This window comes from Paraburkholderia nodosa DSM 21604 (assembly GCF_000519185.1).
In the GTDB taxonomy this organism is placed as follows: domain Bacteria; phylum Pseudomonadota; class Gammaproteobacteria; order Burkholderiales; family Burkholderiaceae; genus Paraburkholderia; species Paraburkholderia nodosa.
This window is the reverse complement of sequence record NZ_JAFA01000064.1, coordinates 14366-36148: the sequence shown is the minus strand read 5'-3', so window position 1 is coordinate 36148 and position 21783 is coordinate 14366. Positions and strand designations below refer to the sequence as shown.

Here is a 21783-nt window from a genome sequence, read left to right as displayed (position 1 = left end):
GCATCAAGCGCCCACACTTATCGGCTGTAAATTTTTAAAGATCGATCGCGAAGTCGCCGTTAAAACCACCTAACTACCGGCTTCCTTCTGCGTTGCTGCGTCAGCAGCAGAGAAACGAGATTATGAAGAATCTTTTTCGCTTCGTCAACCCCTTTTTTTCGCTCACCGCTTAAAAAAGCTGCCGACTCCTGCGTCCGCCGGTTTCCGCGGCGGCCTTCGCTGCCCTGATGTCAGAGACATCGAACTGCGAAGGGGGCGAATCTTATCGCCCCCGCCAGCGCTGTGCAAGGGGGTGGCGAAAATAATTTCGATCGACGTTCCCGGCGATCGAAATTCCCAGTCAATTACTTGTTCTTGAACGCGGGCTTGCGCTTCTCGACGAAGGCCGCCATCCCTTCCTTTTGATCTTCCGAAGCGAAGAGCGAATGGAACAGCCGGCGCTCGAAGTGCACGCCTTCAGCAAGCGTCGTCTCGTAGGCGCGATTCACCGACTCCTTCGCCATCATCACGGCGGGCAACGAGAATTCGCAGATGGTCGCCGCCGCGGCCAGCGTTTCGCTCAGCAACTCTGCCGCAGGAATCACCCGCGATACGAGCCCGGCGCGCTCCGCCTCTTCCGCGCCCATCATCCGCGCAGTCAGGCACAGGTCCATCGCCTTCGCTTTCGACACCGCGCGCGGCAGACGCTGCGTACCGCCCGCACCCGGAATCACGCCCAGCTTGATCTCGGGCTGGCCGAACTTCGCCGTATCGGCGGCGAAAATCATGTCGCACATCATGGCCAGTTCGCAGCCGCCGCCGAGCGCGAAGCCCGCGACCGCAGCGATGATGGGCTTGCGAATCGAGCGGATCGTTTCCCAGTTGCGCGTGATGTAGTCGCCTTTGTACACATCCATGAAGGTGTAGCTCGCCATCATCCCGATGTCCGCGCCCGCGGCGAACGCCTTTTCGCTACCGGTGATGACGATCGCGCCAACGCCCTCATCGGCGTCGAACGCCTTGAGTGCCGCGCCCAGTTCGTCCATGAGCGCATCGTTTAGCGCATTGAGCGCTTTTGGCCGGTTCAGCGTGATCAGGCCGACCTTGCCTCGCGTCTCGACCAGGATGTTTTCGTACCCCATAACTCCTCCTTCCATCAAAAGAAAGTCCCCAAAAAAATTTTTTACGCCGAACTTTGACTAATGCTAACATTGGCCAACCAACCGGTCGGTCAATTAATTGGCACGGGCCCTGTCCAACCTCTCAATCAACGTTGAGCCATGACACATTCGCTGTTCGCCAAGCATGAGGGCGCGCTTCAAAAAGCGCTTGCCGCCATCGAGACCCGCGGCTATTGGAGCCCGTTCGCCGAAATGCCTAGCCCCAAAGTGTACGGGGAAACCGCTAGCGCAGATGGCGAAGGCGCGTTCAAGGCCCACCTGAATCGCACCTTCGAACTCGACCAGCCGTCGACAGGCGAAACCGTCGGCAGCGAGGCCTCGCCGTTTGGCTTTGCGCTCGGCGCGCGCTATCCGAAGTCGACGCCGGACCAGTTGATCGAAGCCGCGCAGCAAGCCCAGCGCGACTGGCGCGCCGCCGGCCCGCAAGCATGGGCAGGTGTGAGCCTCGAGATCCTCGAGCGCTTGAACCGCGCGAGCTTCGAGATCGCCTTCAGCGTGATGCACACGACCGGCCAGGCGTTCATGATGGCCTTCCAGGCCGGCGGCCCGCACGCTCAGGACCGCGCGCTCGAAGCCGTCACCTACGCCTACGACCAGCTGCGCCGCATTCCCGCCGACGCGCACTGGGAAAAGCCGCAGGGCAAGAACCCGCCCCTGGCGATGCAAAAGCGCTTCACCATCGTGCCGCGCGGCACCGGCCTCGTGCTCGGCTGCTGTACGTTCCCGACCTGGAACGGCTACCCCGGCCTTTTCGCCGATCTGGCGACGGGCAACACGGTCATCGTCAAGCCGCACCCGGGCGCAATCCTGCCGCTCGCGATCACCGTGCGCATTGCGCGTGACGTGCTGCGCGAAGCCGGCTTCGATCCGAACGTCGTGACGCTGCTCGCCACCGATCCCAACGACGGCGCACTCGTGCAGCAACTCGCACTGCGCCCCGAGATCAAGCTGATCGACTTCACGGGCAGCACGCAAAACGGCGACTGGCTCGAGCGCAATGCGCATCAGGCGCAGGTCTACACGGAAAAGGCCGGCGTGAACCAGATCGTGATCGACTCCGCGGACGACCTGAAGGCCGTCGCCCGCAACATCGCGTTCTCGCTGTCCCTTTACTCGGGCCAGATGTGCACGGCCCCGCAGAACATCTACGTGCCGCGCGACGGCATCCGCACCGCTGAAGGCCCGGTGAGCTTCGAGGCCGTCGCCCAGGCGATTGCCGGCGCGGTGCAAAAGTTCGTCGCCGATCCGGCGCGCGCCGTCGAAGTGCTCGGCGCGATCCAGAACGAAGGCGTGACGGCTCGCATCGACGAAGCCCGCAAGCTCGGCACCGTGCTCGCAGAGAGCCAGACGCTCGAACACCCGCAGTTCGCCGGCGCACGCGTGCGCACGCCGCTCGTGCTTTCGCTCGACGCAGCCCGCGACGCCGCCCAGTTCACGCGCGAATGGTTCGGCCCGATCTCGTTCGTGATCGCCACGGATTCGACGGCCCATTCGCTCAAGCTGGCCGGCGAGACCGCGCGCGACCACGGCGCGCTCACGCTTTCCGTCTACAGCACGGACGACGCCGTGATCGAAGCCGCGCACGAAGCCGCCATCACCGGCGGCGTGGCGCTCTCGATCAACCTCACGGGCGGCGTGTTCGTGAACCAGTCGGCGGCGTTCTCGGACTTCCACGGCACCGGCGCGAACCCCGCGGCAAACGCTGCGCTCGCCGACGCCGCCTTCGTGGCGAACCGCTTCCGCGTGGTTCAGAGCCGTGTTCACGTTGAACCGAAAGCGGTCCCCGCAGTTGCCAGCTGATCGGCCCATGCCGCTCAGCCGAATGGCGCCCGATTGCCCATCCCTCTAGCATGCAAGGCGTGAGCGCACTTCCGCGCTCGCGCCCCAGGAACCCGAGATGACCGAAGCCTATATCTGCGACGCGATTCGCACCCCGTTCGGCCGCTACGGCGGCGCCCTCAAGGACGTCCGCGCAGACGACCTCGCCGCGGTGCCCATCCGCGCGCTCGTCGAGCGCAATCCCGGCGTGGACTGGAGCGCGCTCGACGACGTGCTCTACGGCTGCGCCAACCAGGCCGGCGAAGACAACCGCAACGTCGCGCGCATGGCCGCGCTGCTCGCGGGCCTGCCGACCGACGCGCCGGGCGGCACACTCAACCGCCTGTGCGGCTCGGGCCTCGACGCCGTCGGCAGTGCGGCGCGCGCGATCAAGGCAGGCGAAGCGCGCCTCATGATCGCAGGCGGCGTGGAAAGCATGACGCGCGCACCGTTCGTCATGGGCAAGGCGGCTTCGGCGTTTTCGCGCGAAGCGGCCATCTACGACACGACCATCGGCTGGCGTTTCGTCAACAAGCTGATGAAGCAGCAGTACGGTGTCGATTCGATGCCGGAAACGGCGGAAAACGTCGCGGAAGATTTCGGGATCAATCGCGCCGATCAGGACGCGTTCGCGCTGCGCAGCCAGCAGAAAGCGGCCCGCGCGCAGAAGGACGGCACGCTTGCGCAGGAAATCGTCGCGGTCGAGATTGCGCAAAAGAAGGGTGACCCCGTGCGCGTGACGCTCGACGAGCACCCGCGCGAGACTTCGCTCGAATCGCTCGGCAAGCTCAAGGGCGTCGTGAAGCCGGACGGCACGGTCACGGCGGGCAACGCCTCGGGCGTCAACGACGGCGCCTGCGCCCTGCTGCTCGCCAATGAGGAGGCCGCAAAGCAGTATGGCCTGCGCCGCCGCGCGCGCGTGCTGGGCATGGCGACCGCTGGCGTCGCACCGCGCATCATGGGCATCGGTCCGGCGCCCGCTACGCAAAAGCTGCTCAAGCAGCTCGGCATGACGCTGGATCAGTTCGACGTGATCGAACTCAACGAGGCGTTCGCCTCGCAAGGTCTCGCCGTGCTGCGCGCACTCGGCATTGCCGACGACGATCCGCGCGTGAACCCGAATGGCGGCGCGATTGCACTGGGCCACCCGCTCGGCGCTTCGGGCGCGCGTCTCGTGACGACGGCGCTCCATCAGCTGGAGCGCACGAACGGACGCTTCGCACTTTGTACGATGTGCATCGGCGTCGGCCAGGGTATCGCCCTCGCAATCGAACGCGTCGAGGCATAACGCACGCAGTATCGACCGGCCGCCGGGCGATGCGTTCGGCGGTCTCAGACAGCTTTGCATGGGACCAGAGTAAGCGCTGAAGCGCTAACTCTGGTCGACAAGGAGACAACCGATGCCCTACGATGCGATCCGCGTCGAAATCGACGCATCCACCCGGGTGGCCACGATCACGCTGAACCGCCCGGACAAGCTCAACAGCTTTACGCGCGCCATGCACCGCGAGCTTGTCGCAGCGCTCGACGAGGTCGCCGCAGCCGGCGCGCGGGCCCTTGTGCTGACGGGCGCGGGCCGCGGCTTCTGCGCGGGCCAGGATCTCGCCGATCTCGACTTCACGCCGGGTGCGATGACCGATCTCGGCGACCTCATCGATGAGCATTTCAATCCGCTGATCAAGCGCCTGCAGGCGCTGCCGATGCCCGTGATCGCCGCCGTCAACGGCACCGCGGCCGGCGCCGGCGCCAATCTCGCCTTCGCCTGCGACCTCGTGCTCGCCGCACGCTCCGCGAACTTCATCCAGGCGTTCGTGAAGATCGGCCTCGTGCCCGATTCCGGCGGCACGTGGTTCCTGCCCAGGCGCGTGGGCATGGCGCGCGCGCTCGGACTCGCCATGACCGGCGAAAAGCTGAGCGCGGAAAAGGCGGAAAGCTGGGGCCTCGTCTGGCAAGTGACCGACGACGCGGAACTCGCGCAAACGGCCGGCGCGCTCGCCGCACGCCTCGCCCAGCAACCCACGCGCGCCATCGTCGCCACGCGCGAAGCGCTGCGCGCATCGGCCACGAACTCGCTCGACCAGCAACTCGATCTCGAACGCGATCTGCAGCGCGAACTGGGCGCTTCGTACGACTACGCGGAAGGCGTCCAGGCCTTCATCGAAAAACGCGCACCACATTTCGAGGGCCGCTGAGATGTCCACGCAAGTCTCGCAACTGTCAGAGGGAGACGGCATGTCGCCCGACGAACTCGCCCGCGCGGCCGCGCAAGCGATGTACGAATCGGACGGGTGCACCCGCGCGCTCGGCATGGAACTCCTCGAAGTGCGCGCCGGTTACGCGCGCCTGCGCATGGCCGTGCGCCCCGAGTTTCTCAACGGCCATCAAACCTGCCACGGCGGGATGATCTTCTCGCTCGCGGATTCGGCATTCGCCTTCGCGTGCAATTCATACAACGTCAACACCGTAGCGGCCGGCTGCTCGATCGAGTTCCTGCGTCCGGTCCTGCGCGACGAGGTGTTGACCGCCGAAGCCGTCGAACAGGTGCTATCGGGACGCAACGGGGTCTACGACATCCGCGTGACGAACCGGGCAGGCGAAACCGTCGCGCTTTTCCGAGGCAAGTCCGCGCAGATTCGCGGCAATGTCATTCCAGTCGCAACGTGAAGCGGGTTTCCCCCTCTCGATTCCCCGCGCGTCACGAGTAAAGTTCCTAAGATCCAGGAGACACCCATGAGTACCACGCTGCCGCTCGAACCCATCGAAAAGGCGAGCCGCGACGAGCTTGCTGCGCTGCAACTCGAGCGCCTGAAATGGTCGCTGAACCATGCTTACGAGAATTCGCCGGTCTATCGCCGCAAATTCGACGAAGCAGGCGTGCATCCGTCCCACGTGCAGTCGCTCGCCGATCTCGCGCGCTTCCCGTTCACCACGAAGAAGGATCTGCGCGACAACTACCCCTTCGGCATGTTCGCGGTGCCGCAAGACCAGATTTCGCGCATCCATGCGTCGTCGGGTACGACCGGCAAGCCGACCGTGGTGGCCTACACGGCGCGCGACATCGACACCTGGGCGAACCTCGTCGCGCGTTCGGTGCGCGCAGCGGGCGCCAGGCGCGGCGACAAGGTGCACATCAGCTATGGCTATGGACTCTTTACGGGCGGCCTTGGCGCGCACTACGGCGCGGAACGCGCGGGTCTCACCGTCATTCCGTTCGGCGGCGGCCAGACCGAGAAGCAGGTCCAGCTGATCCAGGACTTCCGTCCCGACATCATCATGGTCACGCCGAGCTACATGCTCGCCATCGCCGACGAAATGGAGCGCCAGGGTATCGATCCGGCCACCTGTTCGCTGCGCATCGGCATCTTCGGCGCGGAGCCGTGGACCAACGACATGCGCAAGGCCATCGAGCACCGCATGGGCATCACGGCCGTCGACATCTACGGTCTTTCGGAAGTGATGGGCCCGGGCGTCGCCTCGGAGTGCGCGGAGACGAAAGACGGCCCGACGATCTGGGAAGACCACTTCTACCCCGAGATCATCGACCCGGAAACCGGCGAAGTGCTGCCCGACGGCGAATTGGGCGAGCTCGTCTTCACCTCGCTCACGAAGGAAGCGCTGCCCATCGTCCGTTACCGCACGCGCGACCTCACGCGTCTGTTGCCCGGTACGGCGCGCACCATGCGCCGCATGGAAAAGATCACGGGCCGCTCGGACGACATGTTGATCATCCGCGGCGTGAACGTGTTTCCCACGCAGATCGAGGAACTGCTGCTCAAGCAGCCGGCGCTCGCACCGCACTATCAGATCGTCCTGACAAAGGAAGGTCCGATGGACGTGATGTCGCTCAACTGCGAACCGTGCCCGGAAGCCGCGCCCGACTACGGCGCGCTCGACGCGGCCAGCAAGGCGCTCGCTTATGACATCAAGGCGCTGATCGGCGTGACGTGCAAGGTGAACGTGCTCGAGGTGAACGGCATCGAGCGCTCGGTTGGCAAGGCCCGGCGAGTCATCGACAAGCGGCCGAAGTAACCGCGGTTCGCAGCGCGCAGCAAAAGAAAAAGCCGGCAAGCGCCGGCTTTTTCGCTTAACGTGCGCAACGCAAGAACCACTACGATCACGAGTTCGGGAACAGCAGCCACATGCGGCCGCCCTGCTTCATCTTGCCGGCCAGGTCGCCGGCGTCGTCGCCGAGGCCCCAAAAGTAGTCGGCGCGCACGCCGCCCTTGATCGCCGTACCCGTGTCCTGCGCGAACACGAGCCGGTTGAGCGGCGTATTCGTGAGGGGGCGCGTGGTCTGGAGAAACACCGGCGTGCCAAGCGGAATCGACGACGGATCGACGGCAATCGAGCGTTCCGGCGTGAGCGGCACGCCGAGCGCACCGATCGGGCCGTCCGCGCCGCCCTGCGCGTCGCCTTCGGAGCCCGTCATCTCGCGGAAAAACACGAAGCGCGGATTGGTGTCGAGGAGCGCGTCCACGCGCGTCGGGTTCGCGCGCGCCCATGCCTTGATGCCCTGCATGGTCGCCTGCGCGGGCGTGAGTTCGCCGCGGTCGAGCAGCCAGCGCCCGATCGACTTGTACGGCTGGTTGTTGGTGCCGCCAAAACCCACGCGCATCACGCTGCCGTCTTCCATCACAACGCGCCCGGAGCCCTGCACCTGCAGGAAGAACGCTTCGATCGGATCGTCCACCCACACGAGTTCGTTGCCGGTGAGCACGCCCGAACGTTCGAGCTGCGCGCGCGGCGGCATCGCGGCCCCCGGACGATAGCCGGACGGCCAGCGATACAGCGCAGTCTGATAGATGCCGTGACGCGTGCGCGAACCGTGCAGCAGCGGTTCGTAGTAGCCGGTCACGAGGCCGTCGAGCGTGCCGTCGTTGTTGGCGAACTGATAGGGCGTGAAATACGTTTCGAAGAATGCACGTGCGCTCGAGGCGTCCAGGTCGTCTAGCTGCGAGGCCGCCGAGCACGCGCGCTGCCAGCGAGGATCGCGCGCGAGGCGCGTGCAGTTCGCGCGCAGCGCCGCGGTCACGCCGATCAGCGAGTCGTCCTGCCAGCCCGGCACCTGCTGCCAGGCGACCGGTGTGAGGCGTTGCGCGGCGAGCTGCGAGGGCAGCGTGGGCGTGCCCTTGGGCGGCACGTTGTGCACGTAGCTCGGGCCGCCGCATGCGGCAAGCAAAGCCGCCAGCGAAGCAGCGCCCAACCAGCCGCCTAACCGGAGGCCCAGGCGGCTCCTCCCACGTCGAAGCGCCGACCCCACGCAATATCGCACCTTTGTGAATCCCGGCATCACCGGGACATCGAGACCGGAATCGACGCCAAAATCACGCCTACAATATTGGCTCTCGATGGATGCCGCCATGTCAGAACTGCTCGACGAATACCCGATGCTCATGTTTGGTCTGGAAGCGCTCCTTGCGCTGTTCCTGCTGATTTTCATCGTTGTGTGGACCGCGTCGGGCAGGAAGAAGCAAGCCGCGCGCGACGATCGGCGTCAGGACTAGCAGACCCCGAATTCCCGCGGCGGTTCAATGCAGCGTGCGCGGCATGCGCAGCACAAATTCGGGCACAGGCGCCTCGAAGCGCTCGGCGTCCTCGGCGACACAGAAGTACTCGCCGCGCATGGTGCCCACCGGGGTCGCGATCACGGCCCAGCTCGTGTACTCGAACTGCTCGCCCGGCTTGAGAAGCGGCTGATGGCCGACCACGCCCAGCCCCTTCACTTCCTGCACGTGATTTTCGCTGTCGGTGATGACCCAGTGGCGCGCGATCAGCTGGGCGCTCACCTGACCGGTATTGCGAATGGTCAGCGTATACGCGAAGGCATATTGCCGGCGCTCCGGGTCCGATTCTTCGGGCAGGTAGCGCACCTGCGACGTCACGCTGAATTCGTACTGGCTCATCCTTGTTCCATTCGCTTAGGCGCGGCTGCTGTGTCCGTTGACTGAGACGCCCGCGCGGCAAGGCGCTCGCGAGCGCGCCGCGAGGCGCGGCACATGGTTTGGCATTCTGCTTGATGCAACGGGCACCCGCAACCCGGCGCGGCCCGCGGCACCCGCCGCGAAAGGCTCTCCTACTGACGGTAAAATACGGTTTTCCGACCGTTTCCCGATTGCCGCCATGACGCAATTCCGCATCGCCCCCAGCATTCTCTCCGCCGACTTCGCGCGTCTTGGCGAGGAAGTCCGCAACGTCGTCGCTGCCGGCGCCGACTGGATCCACTTCGACGTGATGGATAACCATTACGTGCCGAACCTCACCATCGGCCCGCTGGTGTGCGAGGCGATCCGCCCGCACGTGAGCGTGCCCATCGACGTGCATCTGATGGTGCGCCCGGTCGACCGCATCGTGCCCGACTTCGCCAAGGCCGGCGCGAACCTCATCAGCTTCCACCCGGAAGGCTCGGACCACATCGACCGCACGCTCTCGCTGATCCGTGACCACGGCTGCAAGGCGGGCCTCGTGTTCAACCCGGCCACGCCGCTGAACTACCTCGACCACGTGATGGACAAGCTCGATCTCGTGCTCATCATGTCGGTGAATCCGGGCTTCGGCGGCCAGTCGTTCATTCCCGAGGCGCTCAACAAGCTGCGCGAGGCGCGCGCGAAAATCGACGCCTACACAGCCCGCACGGGCCGCGAAATCCACCTCGAAGTGGACGGCGGCGTGAAGGTCGACAACATCGCCGAAATCGCGGCGGCTGGCGCGGACACCTTCGTGGCGGGCTCGGCGATCTTCGGCAAGCACGACTACAAGACCGTGATCGACGAGATGCACGCGCAGCTCGCAAGCGTTGCCAACGCTGCAAACGCAAAATGAACGCCCCGATCAAATTCACCGCGCCGCGCATCGAAGCGGCGCTGATCGACCTCGACGGCACGATGGTCGATACCGCCGACGACTTCGCCGCCGGCCTGAACGGCATGCTCGCGCAGCTCGACGCCGAGGAAACCACGCGCGAGGAAGTGATGGGCTACGTGGGCAAGGGCTCGGAGCACCTGATCCGCAGTGTGCTCGCGCCGCGCTTTCCCGCGGACAACGTGGAGGCGCGCTTCGACGAAGCGCTCGCGCTCTACCAGGATGAGTACGCGAAGATCAACGGCCGCCACACGCATCTGTACCCGGACGTCGAAGCGGGCCTCGCCGCCCTGCGCGACCAGGGCATCAAGCTCGCGTGCGTGACCAACAAGCCGCACCGCTTCGCCGTTGAGCTTTTGCAGCAATACGGCCTGGCCCGCTACTTCGAAGTCGTGATCGGCGGCGACAGTCTGGCGAAGAAGAAGCCCGACCCGCTGCCGATGCTCACGGCCTGCGAGCGCCTCGGTGTGAAGCCCGCGGCTGCGGTGGCGATCGGCGATTCGGAGAACGATGCGATTGCGGGCCGCGCGGCCGGCATGGCCACGCTCACGGTGCCCTACGGCTACAACCACGGCCAACCTGTACAAAAAATTGAATCGGATGGTATAGTTGCCTCGCTGTTCGACGCCGCCAAGGCGGTCGCAGCGCACAATGATCTGACTTAAGTTCTCAACTGAACGTCAACTATCCTCATGTTTCTGAATAAAAAACGGAGTCTGAGCACGATCGACCGGGGAGCCTGGCCCTGGCGTCGCTGGTCGCGCTAACCTCACCCGAGGTTCGCTGAAGATTGTCTTCAGCACCGTTTTTTACTTCGCTGCGCACTCGCGCGTGTCTCGACTCTAAACTGTTGCAGTAACCCGTCGGCTGGTCTGGCCGTTCGCTTTCGTTGTCCTTGTGTGTCGTTTCGCCGTTCGCGGCGAGGTGCGCGAGGCGCGAGCGGCTACGCCTCACCTTCCGTCGATGTACTGCACGCCGGCCCGGCAAGCGCTTGATCATCAGCGCGACCTCGGGCCGCACGAGCGAGCGCCAGCGGCCATCAAGCACTCAAAAACAAACGCCTCGCGCTCACCGCGCGCCCCGTTTTGAGCCGCACTGGGCCCGCACCCGCCGCGACCGGCAGCACGAACAGGATCGGAACATGACCGAACTCGAATTTCAGTCCCTCGCCAACGAGGGCTACAACCGCATCCCGCTGATCGCCGAAGCGCTCGCCGATCTCGAAACGCCGCTCTCGCTGTATCTGAAGCTCGCGCAGCCCGAGCGCAGCGGCGCCAATTCTTTCCTGCTGGAGTCCGTGGTGGGCGGCGAGCGCTTCGGGCGCTACTCGTTCATCGGCCTGCCGGCGCGCTCGCTGATCCGCACGCGCAACGGCGTCTCGGAGGTCGTGCGCGACGGCCAGGTGATCGAGACGCATGACAGCGATCCGCTCGAATTCATCGCGAAGTACCAGGCGCGCTTCAAGGTCGCGCAGCGTCCGGGCCTGCCGCGTTTCTGCGGCGGTCTCGCGGGCTACTTTGGCTACGACGCCGTGCGCTACATCGAGAAGAAGCTCGCCGATACCTGCCCGACCGACGACCTCGGCCTGCCCGACATCCAGTTGCTGCTGACCGAAGAAGTCGCGGTCATCGACAATCTCGCGGGCAAGCTGTATCTGATCGTCTACGCCGATCCGCAAACGCCCGAGGCCTACACCAAGGCCAAACATCGCCTGCGCGAACTCAAGCAGCGCCTGCGCACCACGGTCCAGCCGCCGGTGACCTCGGCGAGCGTGCGTACCGAAACCTTCCGCGAATTCAAGAAAGACGATTACCTTGCCGCCGTGCGCAAGGCGAAGGAATACATCGCCGCTGGCGAGTTGATGCAGGTTCAGGTCGGCCAGCGCCTCAGCAAGCCGTATCGCGACAATCCGCTCTCGCTCTACCGTGCGCTGCGCTCGCTCAATCCGTCGCCGTACATGTACTACTACAACTTCGGCGAATTCCACGTGGTGGGCGCGTCGCCGGAAATTCTCGTGCGCCAGGAAAAACGCGGCGAAGACCGCATCGTGACGATCCGTCCGCTCGCGGGCACGCGGCCGCGCGGCAACACGCCCGAGCGCGACGCCGAACTCGCGACCGAACTGCTCAACGACCCGAAGGAAATCGCCGAACACGTCATGCTGATCGACCTCGCGCGCAACGACGTGGGCCGCATCGCCGAAATCGGCTCGGTGGCCGTCACCGACAAGATGATCATCGAGAAGTACTCGCACGTGCAGCACATCGTGAGTTCGGTGGAAGGCAAGCTCAAGCCCGGCATGAACAATTTCGACGTCCTGCGCGCCACGTTCCCGGCCGGCACGCTCTCGGGCGCGCCGAAGGTTCGTGCGATGGAACTGATCGACGAACTGGAGCCGGTGAAGCGCGGGCTCTACGGCGGCGCGGTCGGCTATCTTTCGTTCAACGGCGAGATGGACCTGGCCATCGCGATCCGCACCGGCCTCATCCACAACGGCAATCTGTATGTGCAGGCCGCCGCGGGCGTGGTTGCGGATTCGGTGCCCGAGTCCGAATGGCAGGAAACCGAGAACAAGGCGCGCGCCGTGCTGCGCGCCGCCGAGCAGGTGCAGGACGGCCTCGACAGCGACTTCTGAGCGGAGAAAAGACCATGTTGCTCATGATCGACAACTACGATTCGTTTACCTACAACATCGTCCAGTACTTCGGCGAACTCGGCGAAGACGTTCATACGTACCGCAACGACGAAATCACCATCGACGAAATCGCGAAGCTCAACCCCGCGCGCATCTGCCTCTCGCCCGGGCCGAGCAACCCGCAGCACGCGGGCATCACGCTCGAGGTGCTGCGCGAATTCGCAGGCAAGACGCCGATTCTCGGCGTGTGCCTCGGCCATCAGGCGATTGGCGAAGCGTTCGGTGGGCGCGTCGTGCGGGCGAAGACCATCATGCACGGCAAGGTGAGCCAGATCGAAACCGACTGCAAAGGCGTGTTCGCCGACCTGCCGAAGCACTTCAACGTCACGCGTTATCACTCGCTCGCCATCGAGCGCGAGTCGCTGCCCGACTGTCTCGAAGTGTCGGCCTGGACCGACGACGGCGAGATCATGGGCGTGCGTCACCGCGAGCTTGCGGTGGAAGGCGTGCAGTTCCATCCGGAATCGATTCTCTCGGAGCACGGCCACGCGCTGTTCGAGAATTTCCTGAAGCAAACCAAAAGCGCTTAACCCGGAGGCGACCATCATGATTACCCCGCAAGAAGCGCTGCAACGCACGATCGAGCACCGCGAGATTTTTCACGACGAGATGCTGCACCTCATGCGCCTGATCATGCGCGGCGAGCTCTCGCCCGTCCAATCGGCGGCCATCCTCACCGGCCTGCGCGTGAAGAAGGAAACCATCGGCGAGATCACCGCCGCCGCGACGGTGATGCGCGAGTTCGCGAATCACGTCGAGGTGAAGGACAACTCGAACTTCATCGACATCGTCGGCACGGGCGGCGACGGCTCGCACACCTTCAATATCTCCACGGCTTCGATGTTCGTGGTCGCGGCAGCCGGCGCGAAAGTCGCGAAGCACGGCAACCGGGGCGTGTCCAGCAAGTCGGGCAGCGCGGACGTGCTCGAAGCGCTCGGCGTGAACATCGACCTGCAGCCGGACCAGGTGGCCGCCTCGATCGCCGAAACGGGCATGGGCTTCATGTTCGCGCCCAACCACCATCCCGCGATGAAGAACATCGCCGCCGTGCGCCGTGAGTTGGGCGTGCGCACGATCTTCAACATCCTCGGGCCGCTCACGAATCCGGCCGGCGCGCCTAATCAGCTGATGGGCGTGTTTCATCCGGACCTCGTCGGCATTCAGGTGCGCGTGATGGAGCGGCTTGGCGCAAAACACGTGTGCGTGGTGTACGGCAAGGACGGCATGGACGAAGTCTCGCTCGGTGCGGCCACGCTCGTCGGCGAACTGAAGGACGGCCAGATTCGCGAGTACGAGATCCACCCCGAAGACTTCGGCATGCAGATGGTCTCGAACCGTTCGCTCAAGGTCGAAAACGCCGACGAGTCGAAGACGATGCTGCTCGGCGCGCTCTCGAACGAGCCAGGCACGGCACGCGAGATCGTCGCGCTGAACGCGGGCACGGCGCTCTATTGCGCCAACGCCGCGGACTCGATCGCCGACGGCATCGCGCTCGCGCGCGAGACCCTCGCCAGCGGCCGCGCGCGCGCCAAAGTCGACGAACTGGTACGCTTCACGCAACAGTTCAAACGCTGATCCAGCACCGTTTTTTGCCTCCGAACATCATGAGTGACATCCTCGAAAAGATCATCGCGGTCAAGCGCGAAGAAGTGCGCGCCGCCGAGCAGAGCGCCCCGCTCGAAGAACTGCGTCTGCAGGCGGGCACGCGCGACCTGCGCGATTTCGTCGGCGCATTACGCGCGAAGCACGACAACGGCCAGGCCGCCGTGATCGCCGAAGTGAAGAAGGCAAGTCCGTCGAAGGGCGTGCTGCGCGAAAACTTCCAGCCCGCCGAAATCGCGCGCTCGTACGCCGAGGGCGGCGCGGCCTGCCTCTCCGTGCTGACCGACGTACAGTTCTTCCAGGGCAGCGCCGCGTACCTCGAAGCCGCGCGCGCCGCGTGCAACTTGCCGGTGCTGCGCAAGGACTTCATCGTCGATCCGTATCAGGTCGTCGAAGCCCGCGCGATGGGCGCGGACGCGATCCTGCTGATCGCCGCCGCGCTCCAGCCCGGCGAAATGCGCGACCTCGAAGCGCTTGCGCATTCGCTCGGTCTAGCGGTGCTCGTCGAAGTGCACGACCGCGCGGAACTCACGCACGCGCTCACGCTGAAGACGCCGCTCATCGGCATCAACAATCGCAATCTGCGCACGTTCGAAACCACGCTGGATACGACCATCGGCATGCTCGACGACGTGCCTGAAGACCGCATCGTCGTGACCGAGTCGGGCATTCTCTCGCGTGCCGATGTCGAGAAAATGCGCGCGCTTTCCGTGCACACGTTCCTCGTGGGCGAGGCGTTCATGCGCGCCGAGCAGCCGGGCGCGGAACTCGCCCGCATGTTCTTCTGATCGCGCGGCACCATGGGTATCGAACGCGAAATCAAGCTCGCGCTGCCGCGCGACCAGGTAGACGCGGCGCTGCGTCTCTTCGAGACGCGCGCCGGCAAGCCGGGTCACGCCATCCGGCTCGAAAACATCTACTTCGACACGCCGGCGCTCGCGCTCGCGCGCGCAAAGAGCGCGCTGCGCCTGCGCCGCGCACCCGAAGGCTGGCTGCAGACGTTCAAAACGGTGGGTGTGGCGCAAAACGGGCTGCACGCGCGGCACGAGTGGGAAATGCCGGTGACGGGCGAAGCGCTCGAAATCGAAAAGCTGCTGCACGAGTGCGATGAAGCCGGTGTTTCGACCGCGCTCTCCGATGCCGCCGCGAACCTGATCCCGCTCTTTCGCACCGACTTCACGCGCACGCTATGGACGCTCGAAGTCGATGGCGCGCAGGTGGAAGCGGCTATCGATCAGGGCGAAGTCACCGCGGAAGTGAACGGCGAAACGCGGCACAAGCCGATTTGCGAAATCGAACTCGAACTGAAATCGGGCGACGAAGCGGCATTGCACACGCTCGCGGCGGAACTCGCGCAGGCGCTACCCGGCCTCGCGCCGGACGACATCAGCAAGGCCCAACGCGGATACAAGCTGCGCGAAGGCTGAGAACGACGCGGCGCGGCTTCGGCGCGCCGCACGAACGCGCCCAAACCCTCGAGGAAAGCGCGAAAAAGGTGCTGTTAGTTGCAACATCAGCGCCGATGCCGGAAAAGGCCGCCCAGCCGCGCTCGCGCCGGATTGAATCGCCGCGCAATTGCTGCGACACTTGCCGCCCATGACCTCCACGAAACGCCCGCGCGTCGCGATGCCGGTGCAAGCCTCGCTGTTCGACGACTTTCTGTCCGACGCAGCGCAAGCCACGCTCGACGAGCCGCCGCTGCCCGAAATCGACCCGCGCCAGATCACGATCTTCTCGCTGTTCGGCGCCAACGAATTCCCGGCGCCCGAGCGCACGCACGCCGTTATGCCCGCCCCCGCCATGTCCAACGAACCCGCCGCGCCGCAGGCCGCCATCGACACCACGCGCCTCGAAGACCAGTTCGACGCGCTGCCCGCCGCCTGGCGCGAGCTGCTCGCGCCTTTCATCGCGAGCGATGCCTACGCGCCGCTGTGCCGCTTCGTCGACGACGAGCGCGCCGCCGGCAAGACCGTCTACCCCGCCGACGTGTTCCGCGCGCTGCGCCTCACCTCGCCCGACGACGTGAAAGTCGTGATCCTCGGCCAGGACCCGTACCACGGCGACGATCGAGGCACGCCGCAGGCGCATGGCCTGGCGTTCTCGGTGCCGCCCTCGGTGCGCCCGCCGCCTTCGCTGCGCAACATCTTCAAGGAGATCGCGGCGAGCCTCGGCATTCAAGCGCCCGCGCACGGCTGTCTCGACGCCTGGGCGCGCCAGGGCGTGCTGCTGCTGAACACGGTGCTGACCGTCGAGCGCGCGAGCGCCGCGAGCCACGCGAAGCGCGGCTGGGAGCGCTGCACGGACACGCTGATCCAGGAACTCGCCGCGCGCCACGAGAACCTCGTGTTCATGCTGTGGGGCGCGCACGCGCAGAACAAGCGCGCGCTGCTCCCGGGTGCGCATTGCGTGCTGGAAGCGCCGCATCCGTCGCCGCTTTCCGCGCATCGCGGCTTTCTCGGCTGCGGGCATTTTGCGCAGGCCAACGAGTACCTGCAGGCGCACGGCCGCCAGCCGATCGACTGGCGTTTGCCGGAGGAAGGCCTCGTGCTCGCCTGAGCATCTTGAGCCGCTTGAGCCTCACGACGGGACGCGCAATGAAAAACGCCACGAGATCGCTCTCGTGGCGTTTTTGCTTTTACAGCCGTCAATCAGCCGTCAAGCGCGTACTTTACGCTGCAGCGATCGCCTCACGCGCGCCGGCGAGCGCGGCGCTTGCCGCGTCCGGGCCCATGTTCAGGCCTTCGGCGTAGATGAAGTTCACGTCGGTCATGCCGAGGAAGCCGAGGAACGACTTCAGGTACGGCGTCTGGCTGTCGTGCGGGGTGCCTTGATACTTGCCGCCGCGTGCCGAAACGACATGCACCTTCTTGCCGTTCACGAGGCCTTCGGGACCGTTTGCGGTGTAGCGGAACGTGATGCCGGCACGCGCGATCCAGTCGAAGTACGTCTTGAGTTGCGACGAGACGCCGAAGTTGTACATCGGCGCGCCGATCACGATGACGTCCGCTGCCTGCAGTTCTGCGATCAGCGCTTCGCTGCGTGCGGCGATGGCCTGCTGCTCCGGCGTGCGCTGCTCGGCCGGCGTGAAGAACGCGCCGAGCACGGCGTCGTCGAGGTGCGGCAGCGGATCGGCTTGCAGGTTACGCGTGACGACTTGCGCGCCCGGATTCGCTTGTTGCAGTCTGGCCGTCAATTCGTTGACGAGCAGCGTCGACTGGGCGCCTTGCGAGCGGGCGGCGGAATTGATTTGCAGGATCGTGGTCATGGTGGCTCCTTCGGGTCTCTGTTGCGCAACGTTGCGCGAGTGAAGCCATTGTGTTTTTTTACTGCGCCCCGAAAAAGTAGTCCGCGGATGACGGATCGTTGCAGCGATAGAACAATCGCCGGTACGAAAAGACGGCGCGGGATCAGTCCCCACGCCGTCTTTGGTACCGCCGAGCCCCGCCCGGCGGCTTACGCCGCCAGCCAGCGTTCGCGCAAGCCGCGCGCGGGCGCCCGCTTGTCGGAGGCCGCGAGCTTGTAGCGCGCGACGTCGGGCGCGTCGAGGGTCAGACGCGCCACGCGAAGCTCGTCGCGGCGGAACGCGTGGATATCGACCTTCGTGCCCGGCTGGTAACGCGAAAGCAGTGCGTCGAGATTCGAGCCCGTCACGCGCAGGCCGTCGAGCGCAACGAGCGTGTCGCCAGCCGACAGCCCCGCCTTCTGGGCCGCGCCGCCTTCGTAGACCACGGCAAGCGTCGCTTCGGCACCGCCACGCAGCCGCGCGCCGAGCGACGGCTTCGCGCCGCGCTCGGGCTCCCCCTCGAGCGTCACGCCGAACGGCTCGAACAGCGTTGCGAGCGGCAGGTCGCGCGTGCCGCGCACGGCGTCGCTAAAGAGCGCGCCCAGCTCCACGCCCGTCGCCTCGGCAATCAGCGCCTCGACTTCGTCCTCGCCCACGCCGACCGGCTTGCCGCGATAGAAGTCGCGCCCATAGCGCTGCCACAGCAGGCGCATGACGTCGTCGAGCGATTTGCGGCCGTTCGTCTGCGCGCGAATCGCGAGGTCGAACGACAGCGCCACGAGCGAGCCCTTGGTGTAGTAGCTGACGATCGCATTCGACGCGTTCTCGTCCTGACGGTAGTACTTCACCCACGCGTCGAACGAGCTTTCCGCGACGCTCTGCTTCAGCCGCCCCGCCCCGCGCAGCACGCCGGCGATCGTCTTGCCGAGCAGGCCGAAGTATTCGTCTGTGGAAATGAGCCCGCTGCGCACGAGCATGAGGTCGTCGTAGTACGACGTGAAGCCCTCGAACAGCCACAGCAGCGACGTATAGTCCTCGCGCGTGAGGTCGTACGGCACGAACGCCGCCGGCTTGATGCGCTTCACGTTCCACGTGTGGAAGTATTCGTGGCTGCACAGGCCGAGATAGGTGCGATAGCCGTCCGACGTCTCCGGCCTGCCCTTCACCGGCAGGTCGGTGCGATTGCAGATGAGCGCCGTCGATGCGCGATGCTCGAGGCCACCGTAGCCGTCGCTCACGGCTTGCGTCATGAACACGTAGCGCTCCATCGGCGCGCGCTTCGTGCGCGGCTCGAAGAGCGCGATCTGCGCCTCGCAGATCTTCTTCAGGTCGGCGGAGAGACGCTCGGTGTCGAGCGCGACCACGCGGCCCGCGATCACGATGTCGTGCGGCACGCCGTGCGCCTTGAAGCTCGCGAGCGTGAATTCGCCGAGCGTGACCGGATGATCGATCAACTCGTCGTAGTTCGTGGCCGTGTACTCGCCGAAGCCGTAACGCTTGGTGCCGCGCGCTTCCGTGAGCGCCGTGCCCACGCGCCAGTGGCGGTAGGCGTGCCCGTCCGGACGCTGAATATCGACCGCGTGCTGCGCCTCCTCATGGCCGAGTGCCGCGAGAAACACGCTCGTGCCGTTGAAGAAGCCCACCGTGTCGTCGAGATGCGCCGCGCGCACCGACAGGTCCCACGCGTAGACCTCGTAGCGCAGCGTGAGCGCGCCCTTCACGGGCGCGGCCTGCCACGCATGCTTGTCGGTCTTCGTGACGCGCACCTTGCGGCCCGCGTCGTTGAAGGCCCGCAGCGTGACGATGTTGCGCGCGAACTCGCGCACCATGTAACTGCCCGGAATCCACACGGGCAGCATGAAGCATTGGCCGTCCGGCGCGGGGTCTTCCACGGTGAGCGTCACCTCGAACAGATGCGCGGCGGGATTCTTCGGGACGATGGTGTATCGGATCGGCTTCATCGGCGGGATCGGTGAGAGAGTCGGTCAGCAGACGCTGCAATGCAAATTCAGTATGCCCGGCAGACAAAAACGGACAAAAGCGCCGGACAAAAAAAGCACCGGCCGCAAAAGCGGCCGGCGGGTTCGGGCGAGGCGTCAGTGCGCGCCGTTCAGTCCGCGTTCGAGCCGGTCGGCGCTGACTGCGCCCGGCAGGCGCGTGCCGTCGGCGAGGATCACGGTGGGCGTGCCGGTCACGTTCATCTTCTGGCCGAGCGCGAGATTGCTGTCGATGGCGGCCGTGTCGCACGTGCCGGCCGCCGTGGGCGCCTTGCGGTCCACCATCCACGACTCCCACGCCTTCGCGCGGTCCGACGAGCACCAGATCTGCTTGGCCTTCGCCGTCGAATCCGGCGAGAGCACCGGATACAGGAACGTGTAGACCGTCACGTTGTCCACGGACTTCAGCGTGTTTTCCAGCTGATGGCAGTACGGACAGTTCGGGTCGGAGAACACGGCCATCTTGCGCTTGCCGTCGCCCTTCACGACCTTGACCGCGTTCTCGAGCGGCAGCTTCGCGAAATCGACCTTGTTGATTTCGTTCAGGCGCGCCTCGGTGAGATTGCGGTGCGCCTTGGTGTCGATGAGTTCGCCGTTGAGCACGTAGTCGCCGTTGGCGTCGCTGTAGACGATCTGCGTGCCGAGGTTGATCTCGTAAAGGCCCGGCATGGGCGCCTTGGTGATGCCCTTGATGTCGCTGGCGTCGATGCCGAGGCGCGTCTGCAGCGCCGACTTGATCTTGTCGGTGGTCTGGTCGGCCTGAGCCGAGCAGCCGAGCGCCGAGGTGGCTACCGCGATCACGAGCGCGGCAAATCGAATACGCGTTTGCATGGGATGCATTCCTGATTCGGGCGCGCCGCGCAGGGGCGGCGCGCGCAGAGTTCCGTTGGATGGCCGGAGCGGCATGCGCTGCGGGCGCGGCCAATACGTCCATTCTAAGCTGCAGCGGGCCTCAAGCAACCGAAATGCCCGCTTGAGCGGCAAATGGGCGGTAGATGAACGATAAAGCCCGTGGATATTAGCCGAGCGCCGAGGCCACGAGCCAGCGTTTGAGCAGCGGCTGCGCGCCCACGAACGCCATACCCGTATTGCGCACCGCGCGAGCGAGCGTGCCGGGCAACGAGAAGAGCCGCTGCAGGCCGTCGGTGGCCACGACGAGCTTCTGGATGTCCTCCCGGCGGCCGCGCTCGTAGCGGCGCAGCAGCACGATGTCGCCGAGATCGCGGAACGCCTCTTTCTTCGTGACCACGTCGACGAGCGCGGCAACGTCGCGCAAGCCGAGGTTCACGCCCTGGCCCGCAAGCGGGTGAATCAGATGCGCGGCGTCGCCGACCAGGGCGACGCGGGGCGCCACGAGCCGGTCGACGGTTTGCAGCGACAGCGGAAAGCCACGCGCAGGCGTGACGCATTCGAGCGCGCCCAGCTGGCTTTGCGAGACGCGCTCGACTTCCGCGGCAAGCTGCGCCGGTTCGAGCTTGAGCAGTTCGTCGGCATGTTCGGTCTGCGCCGACCAGACGAGCGACACGTGCCGATCCGGCAGCGGCAGCAAGGCGACGATCTCGCCCTCGCGGAACCACTGATACGCCGTTTCGCCGTGCGGCTTTTCCGCGCGGAAATTGGCGACGACGCCGGTTTGCCGGTAATCGCGCCGCTCGACCTTCGAGCCGATCTGCGCACGCACCCACGAATGCGCGCCGTCCGCGCCGATCGCGAGGTCGGCTTCGATCGTGCGGCCATTGGCGAGGCCGATCACGGCCGCGTCGGGTTTCACGTCGAGCGTCTGTGCACGCGTGTCGATCCACGCGAGATTGGGCTGGAAGTGCAGCGCGGCGTCGAGCGCGCGCTCGACGACCGACGACTCGGCAATCCACGCAAGCTGCGCAACCGACGCCTGATAGGCCGAGAAGTGCAGCTCCGCCGCGGCGTCGCCGAACACGCGCATGTCGTAAACGGGCGTGAGGCGCGCGGCATCGGCGGCCTGCCAGACCCGCAGCCGCTCGAACAGCGCCTGCGAACTGCGCGAAAAGGCGTACACGCGCGCGTCGAACACGGCGCCCGCGGGCAGCGGCGCGCACGGTTGCGCGAGCAGCGCCACGCGCAGGCCGCTCTGGGTCAGCGCGAGCGCCGCCGACTTGCCGACGAGCCCGCCGCCGATCACGGCGACATCAAAGGTCTGGTTGCTTGCAGTCATGCGCGCATTATAGCCGCGGGCGCTTGTGTGACCGGGCCGGACGGGCGCGGTGTTGCGGCGCAGCAAGGCGTTGCAGGAAGGCGGCCCGGAGGCGCGGCGACGCCCGCGGCTAACCCTCACCCGGACGAGGTTACAATTACGGTTTTCGCGACTCCCCGTCACGTCCCCCGACGTGCCAC

Annotated in this window: 21 protein-coding genes; 14 read left to right on the top strand and 7 right to left on the bottom strand. The window is 65.7% G+C overall.

The features are described from left to right. Positions 1-344: 344 nt before the first annotated feature. Positions 345-1121 carry an enoyl-CoA hydratase gene (locus tag A3CW_RS0141500; RefSeq protein WP_028208779.1) on the bottom strand — a complete coding sequence of 259 codons (777 nt, stop codon included), beginning with the start codon at positions 1119-1121 and terminating at the stop codon, positions 345-347. Positions 1122-1259: 138 nt separating this feature from the next. Between A3CW_RS0141500 and paaN the strand changes: the two genes are divergently transcribed. The 5 genes from paaN to paaK all read left to right on the top strand — a co-directional run bounded on the left by paaN (position 1260) and on the right by paaK (position 7007). Further along, the gene (gene paaN, locus A3CW_RS0141495; protein ID WP_028208778.1) at positions 1260-2960 is read left to right on the top strand and encodes a phenylacetic acid degradation protein PaaN; all 1701 of its coding nucleotides are present in this window, start codon (positions 1260-1262) and stop codon (positions 2958-2960) included. Positions 2961-3057: 97 nt separating this feature from the next. Then, positions 3058-4266: a 3-oxoadipyl-CoA thiolase gene (pcaF, locus tag A3CW_RS0141490; protein ID WP_028208777.1), complete on the top strand. Its 1209-nt coding sequence runs from the start codon at positions 3058-3060 to the stop codon at positions 4264-4266. 112 nt (positions 4267-4378) lie between these two features. Next, positions 4379-5170 carry a 2-(1,2-epoxy-1,2-dihydrophenyl)acetyl-CoA isomerase PaaG gene (gene paaG, locus A3CW_RS0141485; RefSeq protein ID WP_028208776.1) on the top strand — a complete coding sequence of 264 codons (792 nt, stop codon included), beginning with the start codon at positions 4379-4381 and terminating at the stop codon, positions 5168-5170. A gap of 1 nt (position 5171) precedes the next feature. Then, a complete protein-coding gene (gene paaI / locus A3CW_RS0141480; protein WP_028208775.1) occupies positions 5172-5642 on the top strand; it encodes a hydroxyphenylacetyl-CoA thioesterase PaaI in 471 nt (156 codons plus the stop codon). Positions 5643-5708: 66 nt separating this feature from the next. Continuing rightward, positions 5709-7007 carry a phenylacetate--CoA ligase PaaK gene (gene paaK, locus A3CW_RS0141475; protein ID WP_028208774.1) on the top strand — a complete coding sequence of 433 codons (1299 nt, stop codon included), beginning with the start codon at positions 5709-5711 and terminating at the stop codon, positions 7005-7007. Positions 7008-7092: 85 nt separating this feature from the next. On the opposite strand, the gene mltA is transcribed toward paaK, so the two are convergent. Beyond that, positions 7093-8373, bottom strand: a complete 1281-nt coding sequence (gene mltA, locus A3CW_RS0141470) for a murein transglycosylase A (protein WP_245623877.1) — start codon at positions 8371-8373, stop codon at positions 7093-7095. On the opposite strand from mltA, the gene A3CW_RS54160 reads away from it, so the two are divergent. Continuing rightward, a complete protein-coding gene (locus A3CW_RS54160; protein ID WP_028208772.1) occupies positions 8339-8482 on the top strand; it encodes a hypothetical protein in 144 nt (47 codons plus the stop codon). The two genes, mltA and A3CW_RS54160, sit on opposite strands and share 35 nt — an antisense overlap. A gap of 24 nt (positions 8483-8506) precedes the next feature. On the opposite strand, the gene apaG is transcribed toward A3CW_RS54160, so the two are convergent. Beyond that, positions 8507-8881: a Co2+/Mg2+ efflux protein ApaG gene (gene apaG, locus A3CW_RS0141460; RefSeq protein WP_028208771.1), complete on the bottom strand. Its 375-nt coding sequence runs from the start codon at positions 8879-8881 to the stop codon at positions 8507-8509. A 217-nt stretch (positions 8882-9098) separates the two neighbouring features. Between apaG and rpe the strand changes: the two genes are divergently transcribed. The 8 genes from rpe (at position 9099) to A3CW_RS0141420 (ending at position 16689) form a co-directional block, all read left to right on the top strand. Beyond that, positions 9099-9797, top strand: a complete 699-nt coding sequence (gene rpe, locus A3CW_RS0141455; RefSeq protein WP_028208770.1) for a ribulose-phosphate 3-epimerase — start codon at positions 9099-9101, stop codon at positions 9795-9797. Further along, positions 9794-10501 (top strand): phosphoglycolate phosphatase, encoded by a 708-nt coding sequence (locus A3CW_RS0141450; protein ID WP_028208769.1) that lies wholly within the window; start codon positions 9794-9796, stop codon positions 10499-10501. Before rpe ends, A3CW_RS0141450 begins: the two co-directional genes overlap by 4 nt. A gap of 476 nt (positions 10502-10977) precedes the next feature. Further along, complete coding sequence (gene trpE / locus A3CW_RS0141445) at positions 10978-12471, top strand: anthranilate synthase component I (protein ID WP_028208768.1); 1494 nt, start codon at positions 10978-10980, stop codon at positions 12469-12471. A 14-nt stretch (positions 12472-12485) separates the two neighbouring features. Continuing rightward, positions 12486-13061 carry an aminodeoxychorismate/anthranilate synthase component II gene (locus tag A3CW_RS0141440; RefSeq protein WP_028208767.1) on the top strand — a complete coding sequence of 192 codons (576 nt, stop codon included), beginning with the start codon at positions 12486-12488 and terminating at the stop codon, positions 13059-13061. 13 nt (positions 13062-13074) lie between these two features. Next, entirely contained in the window at positions 13075-14106 is a 1032-nt protein-coding gene (gene trpD, locus A3CW_RS0141435) for an anthranilate phosphoribosyltransferase (RefSeq protein WP_028208766.1), read from the top strand. Between the two features lie 29 nt (positions 14107-14135). Beyond that, complete coding sequence (gene trpC / locus A3CW_RS0141430) at positions 14136-14921, top strand: indole-3-glycerol phosphate synthase TrpC (RefSeq protein ID WP_028208765.1); 786 nt, start codon at positions 14136-14138, stop codon at positions 14919-14921. Between the two features lie 12 nt (positions 14922-14933). Next, the gene (locus tag A3CW_RS0141425; RefSeq protein ID WP_028208764.1) at positions 14934-15560 is read left to right on the top strand and encodes a CYTH domain-containing protein; all 627 of its coding nucleotides are present in this window, start codon (positions 14934-14936) and stop codon (positions 15558-15560) included. Between the two features lie 169 nt (positions 15561-15729). After that, positions 15730-16689: a uracil-DNA glycosylase gene (locus A3CW_RS0141420; protein WP_028208763.1), complete on the top strand. Its 960-nt coding sequence runs from the start codon at positions 15730-15732 to the stop codon at positions 16687-16689. 112 nt (positions 16690-16801) lie between these two features. Here A3CW_RS0141420 and A3CW_RS0141415 read toward each other — a convergent pair whose 3' ends face one another. The 4 genes from A3CW_RS0141415 to A3CW_RS0141400 all read right to left on the bottom strand — a co-directional run bounded on the left by A3CW_RS0141415 (position 16802) and on the right by A3CW_RS0141400 (position 21604). After that, entirely contained in the window at positions 16802-17398 is a 597-nt protein-coding gene (locus A3CW_RS0141415; protein ID WP_028208762.1) for an FMN-dependent NADH-azoreductase, read from the bottom strand. Between the two features lie 188 nt (positions 17399-17586). Continuing rightward, positions 17587-19377, bottom strand: a complete 1791-nt coding sequence (locus A3CW_RS0141410) for a M61 family metallopeptidase (protein WP_028208761.1) — start codon at positions 19375-19377, stop codon at positions 17587-17589. Between the two features lie 135 nt (positions 19378-19512). Then, positions 19513-20244, bottom strand: a complete 732-nt coding sequence (locus tag A3CW_RS0141405) for a DsbC family protein (RefSeq protein ID WP_028208760.1) — start codon at positions 20242-20244, stop codon at positions 19513-19515. A 187-nt stretch (positions 20245-20431) separates the two neighbouring features. Next, on the bottom strand, positions 20432-21604 hold the full coding sequence (locus A3CW_RS0141400) for a UbiH/UbiF family hydroxylase (RefSeq protein ID WP_028208759.1): 1173 nt from the start codon (positions 21602-21604) through the stop codon (positions 20432-20434). Between the last annotated feature and the right edge of the window lie 179 nt (positions 21605-21783).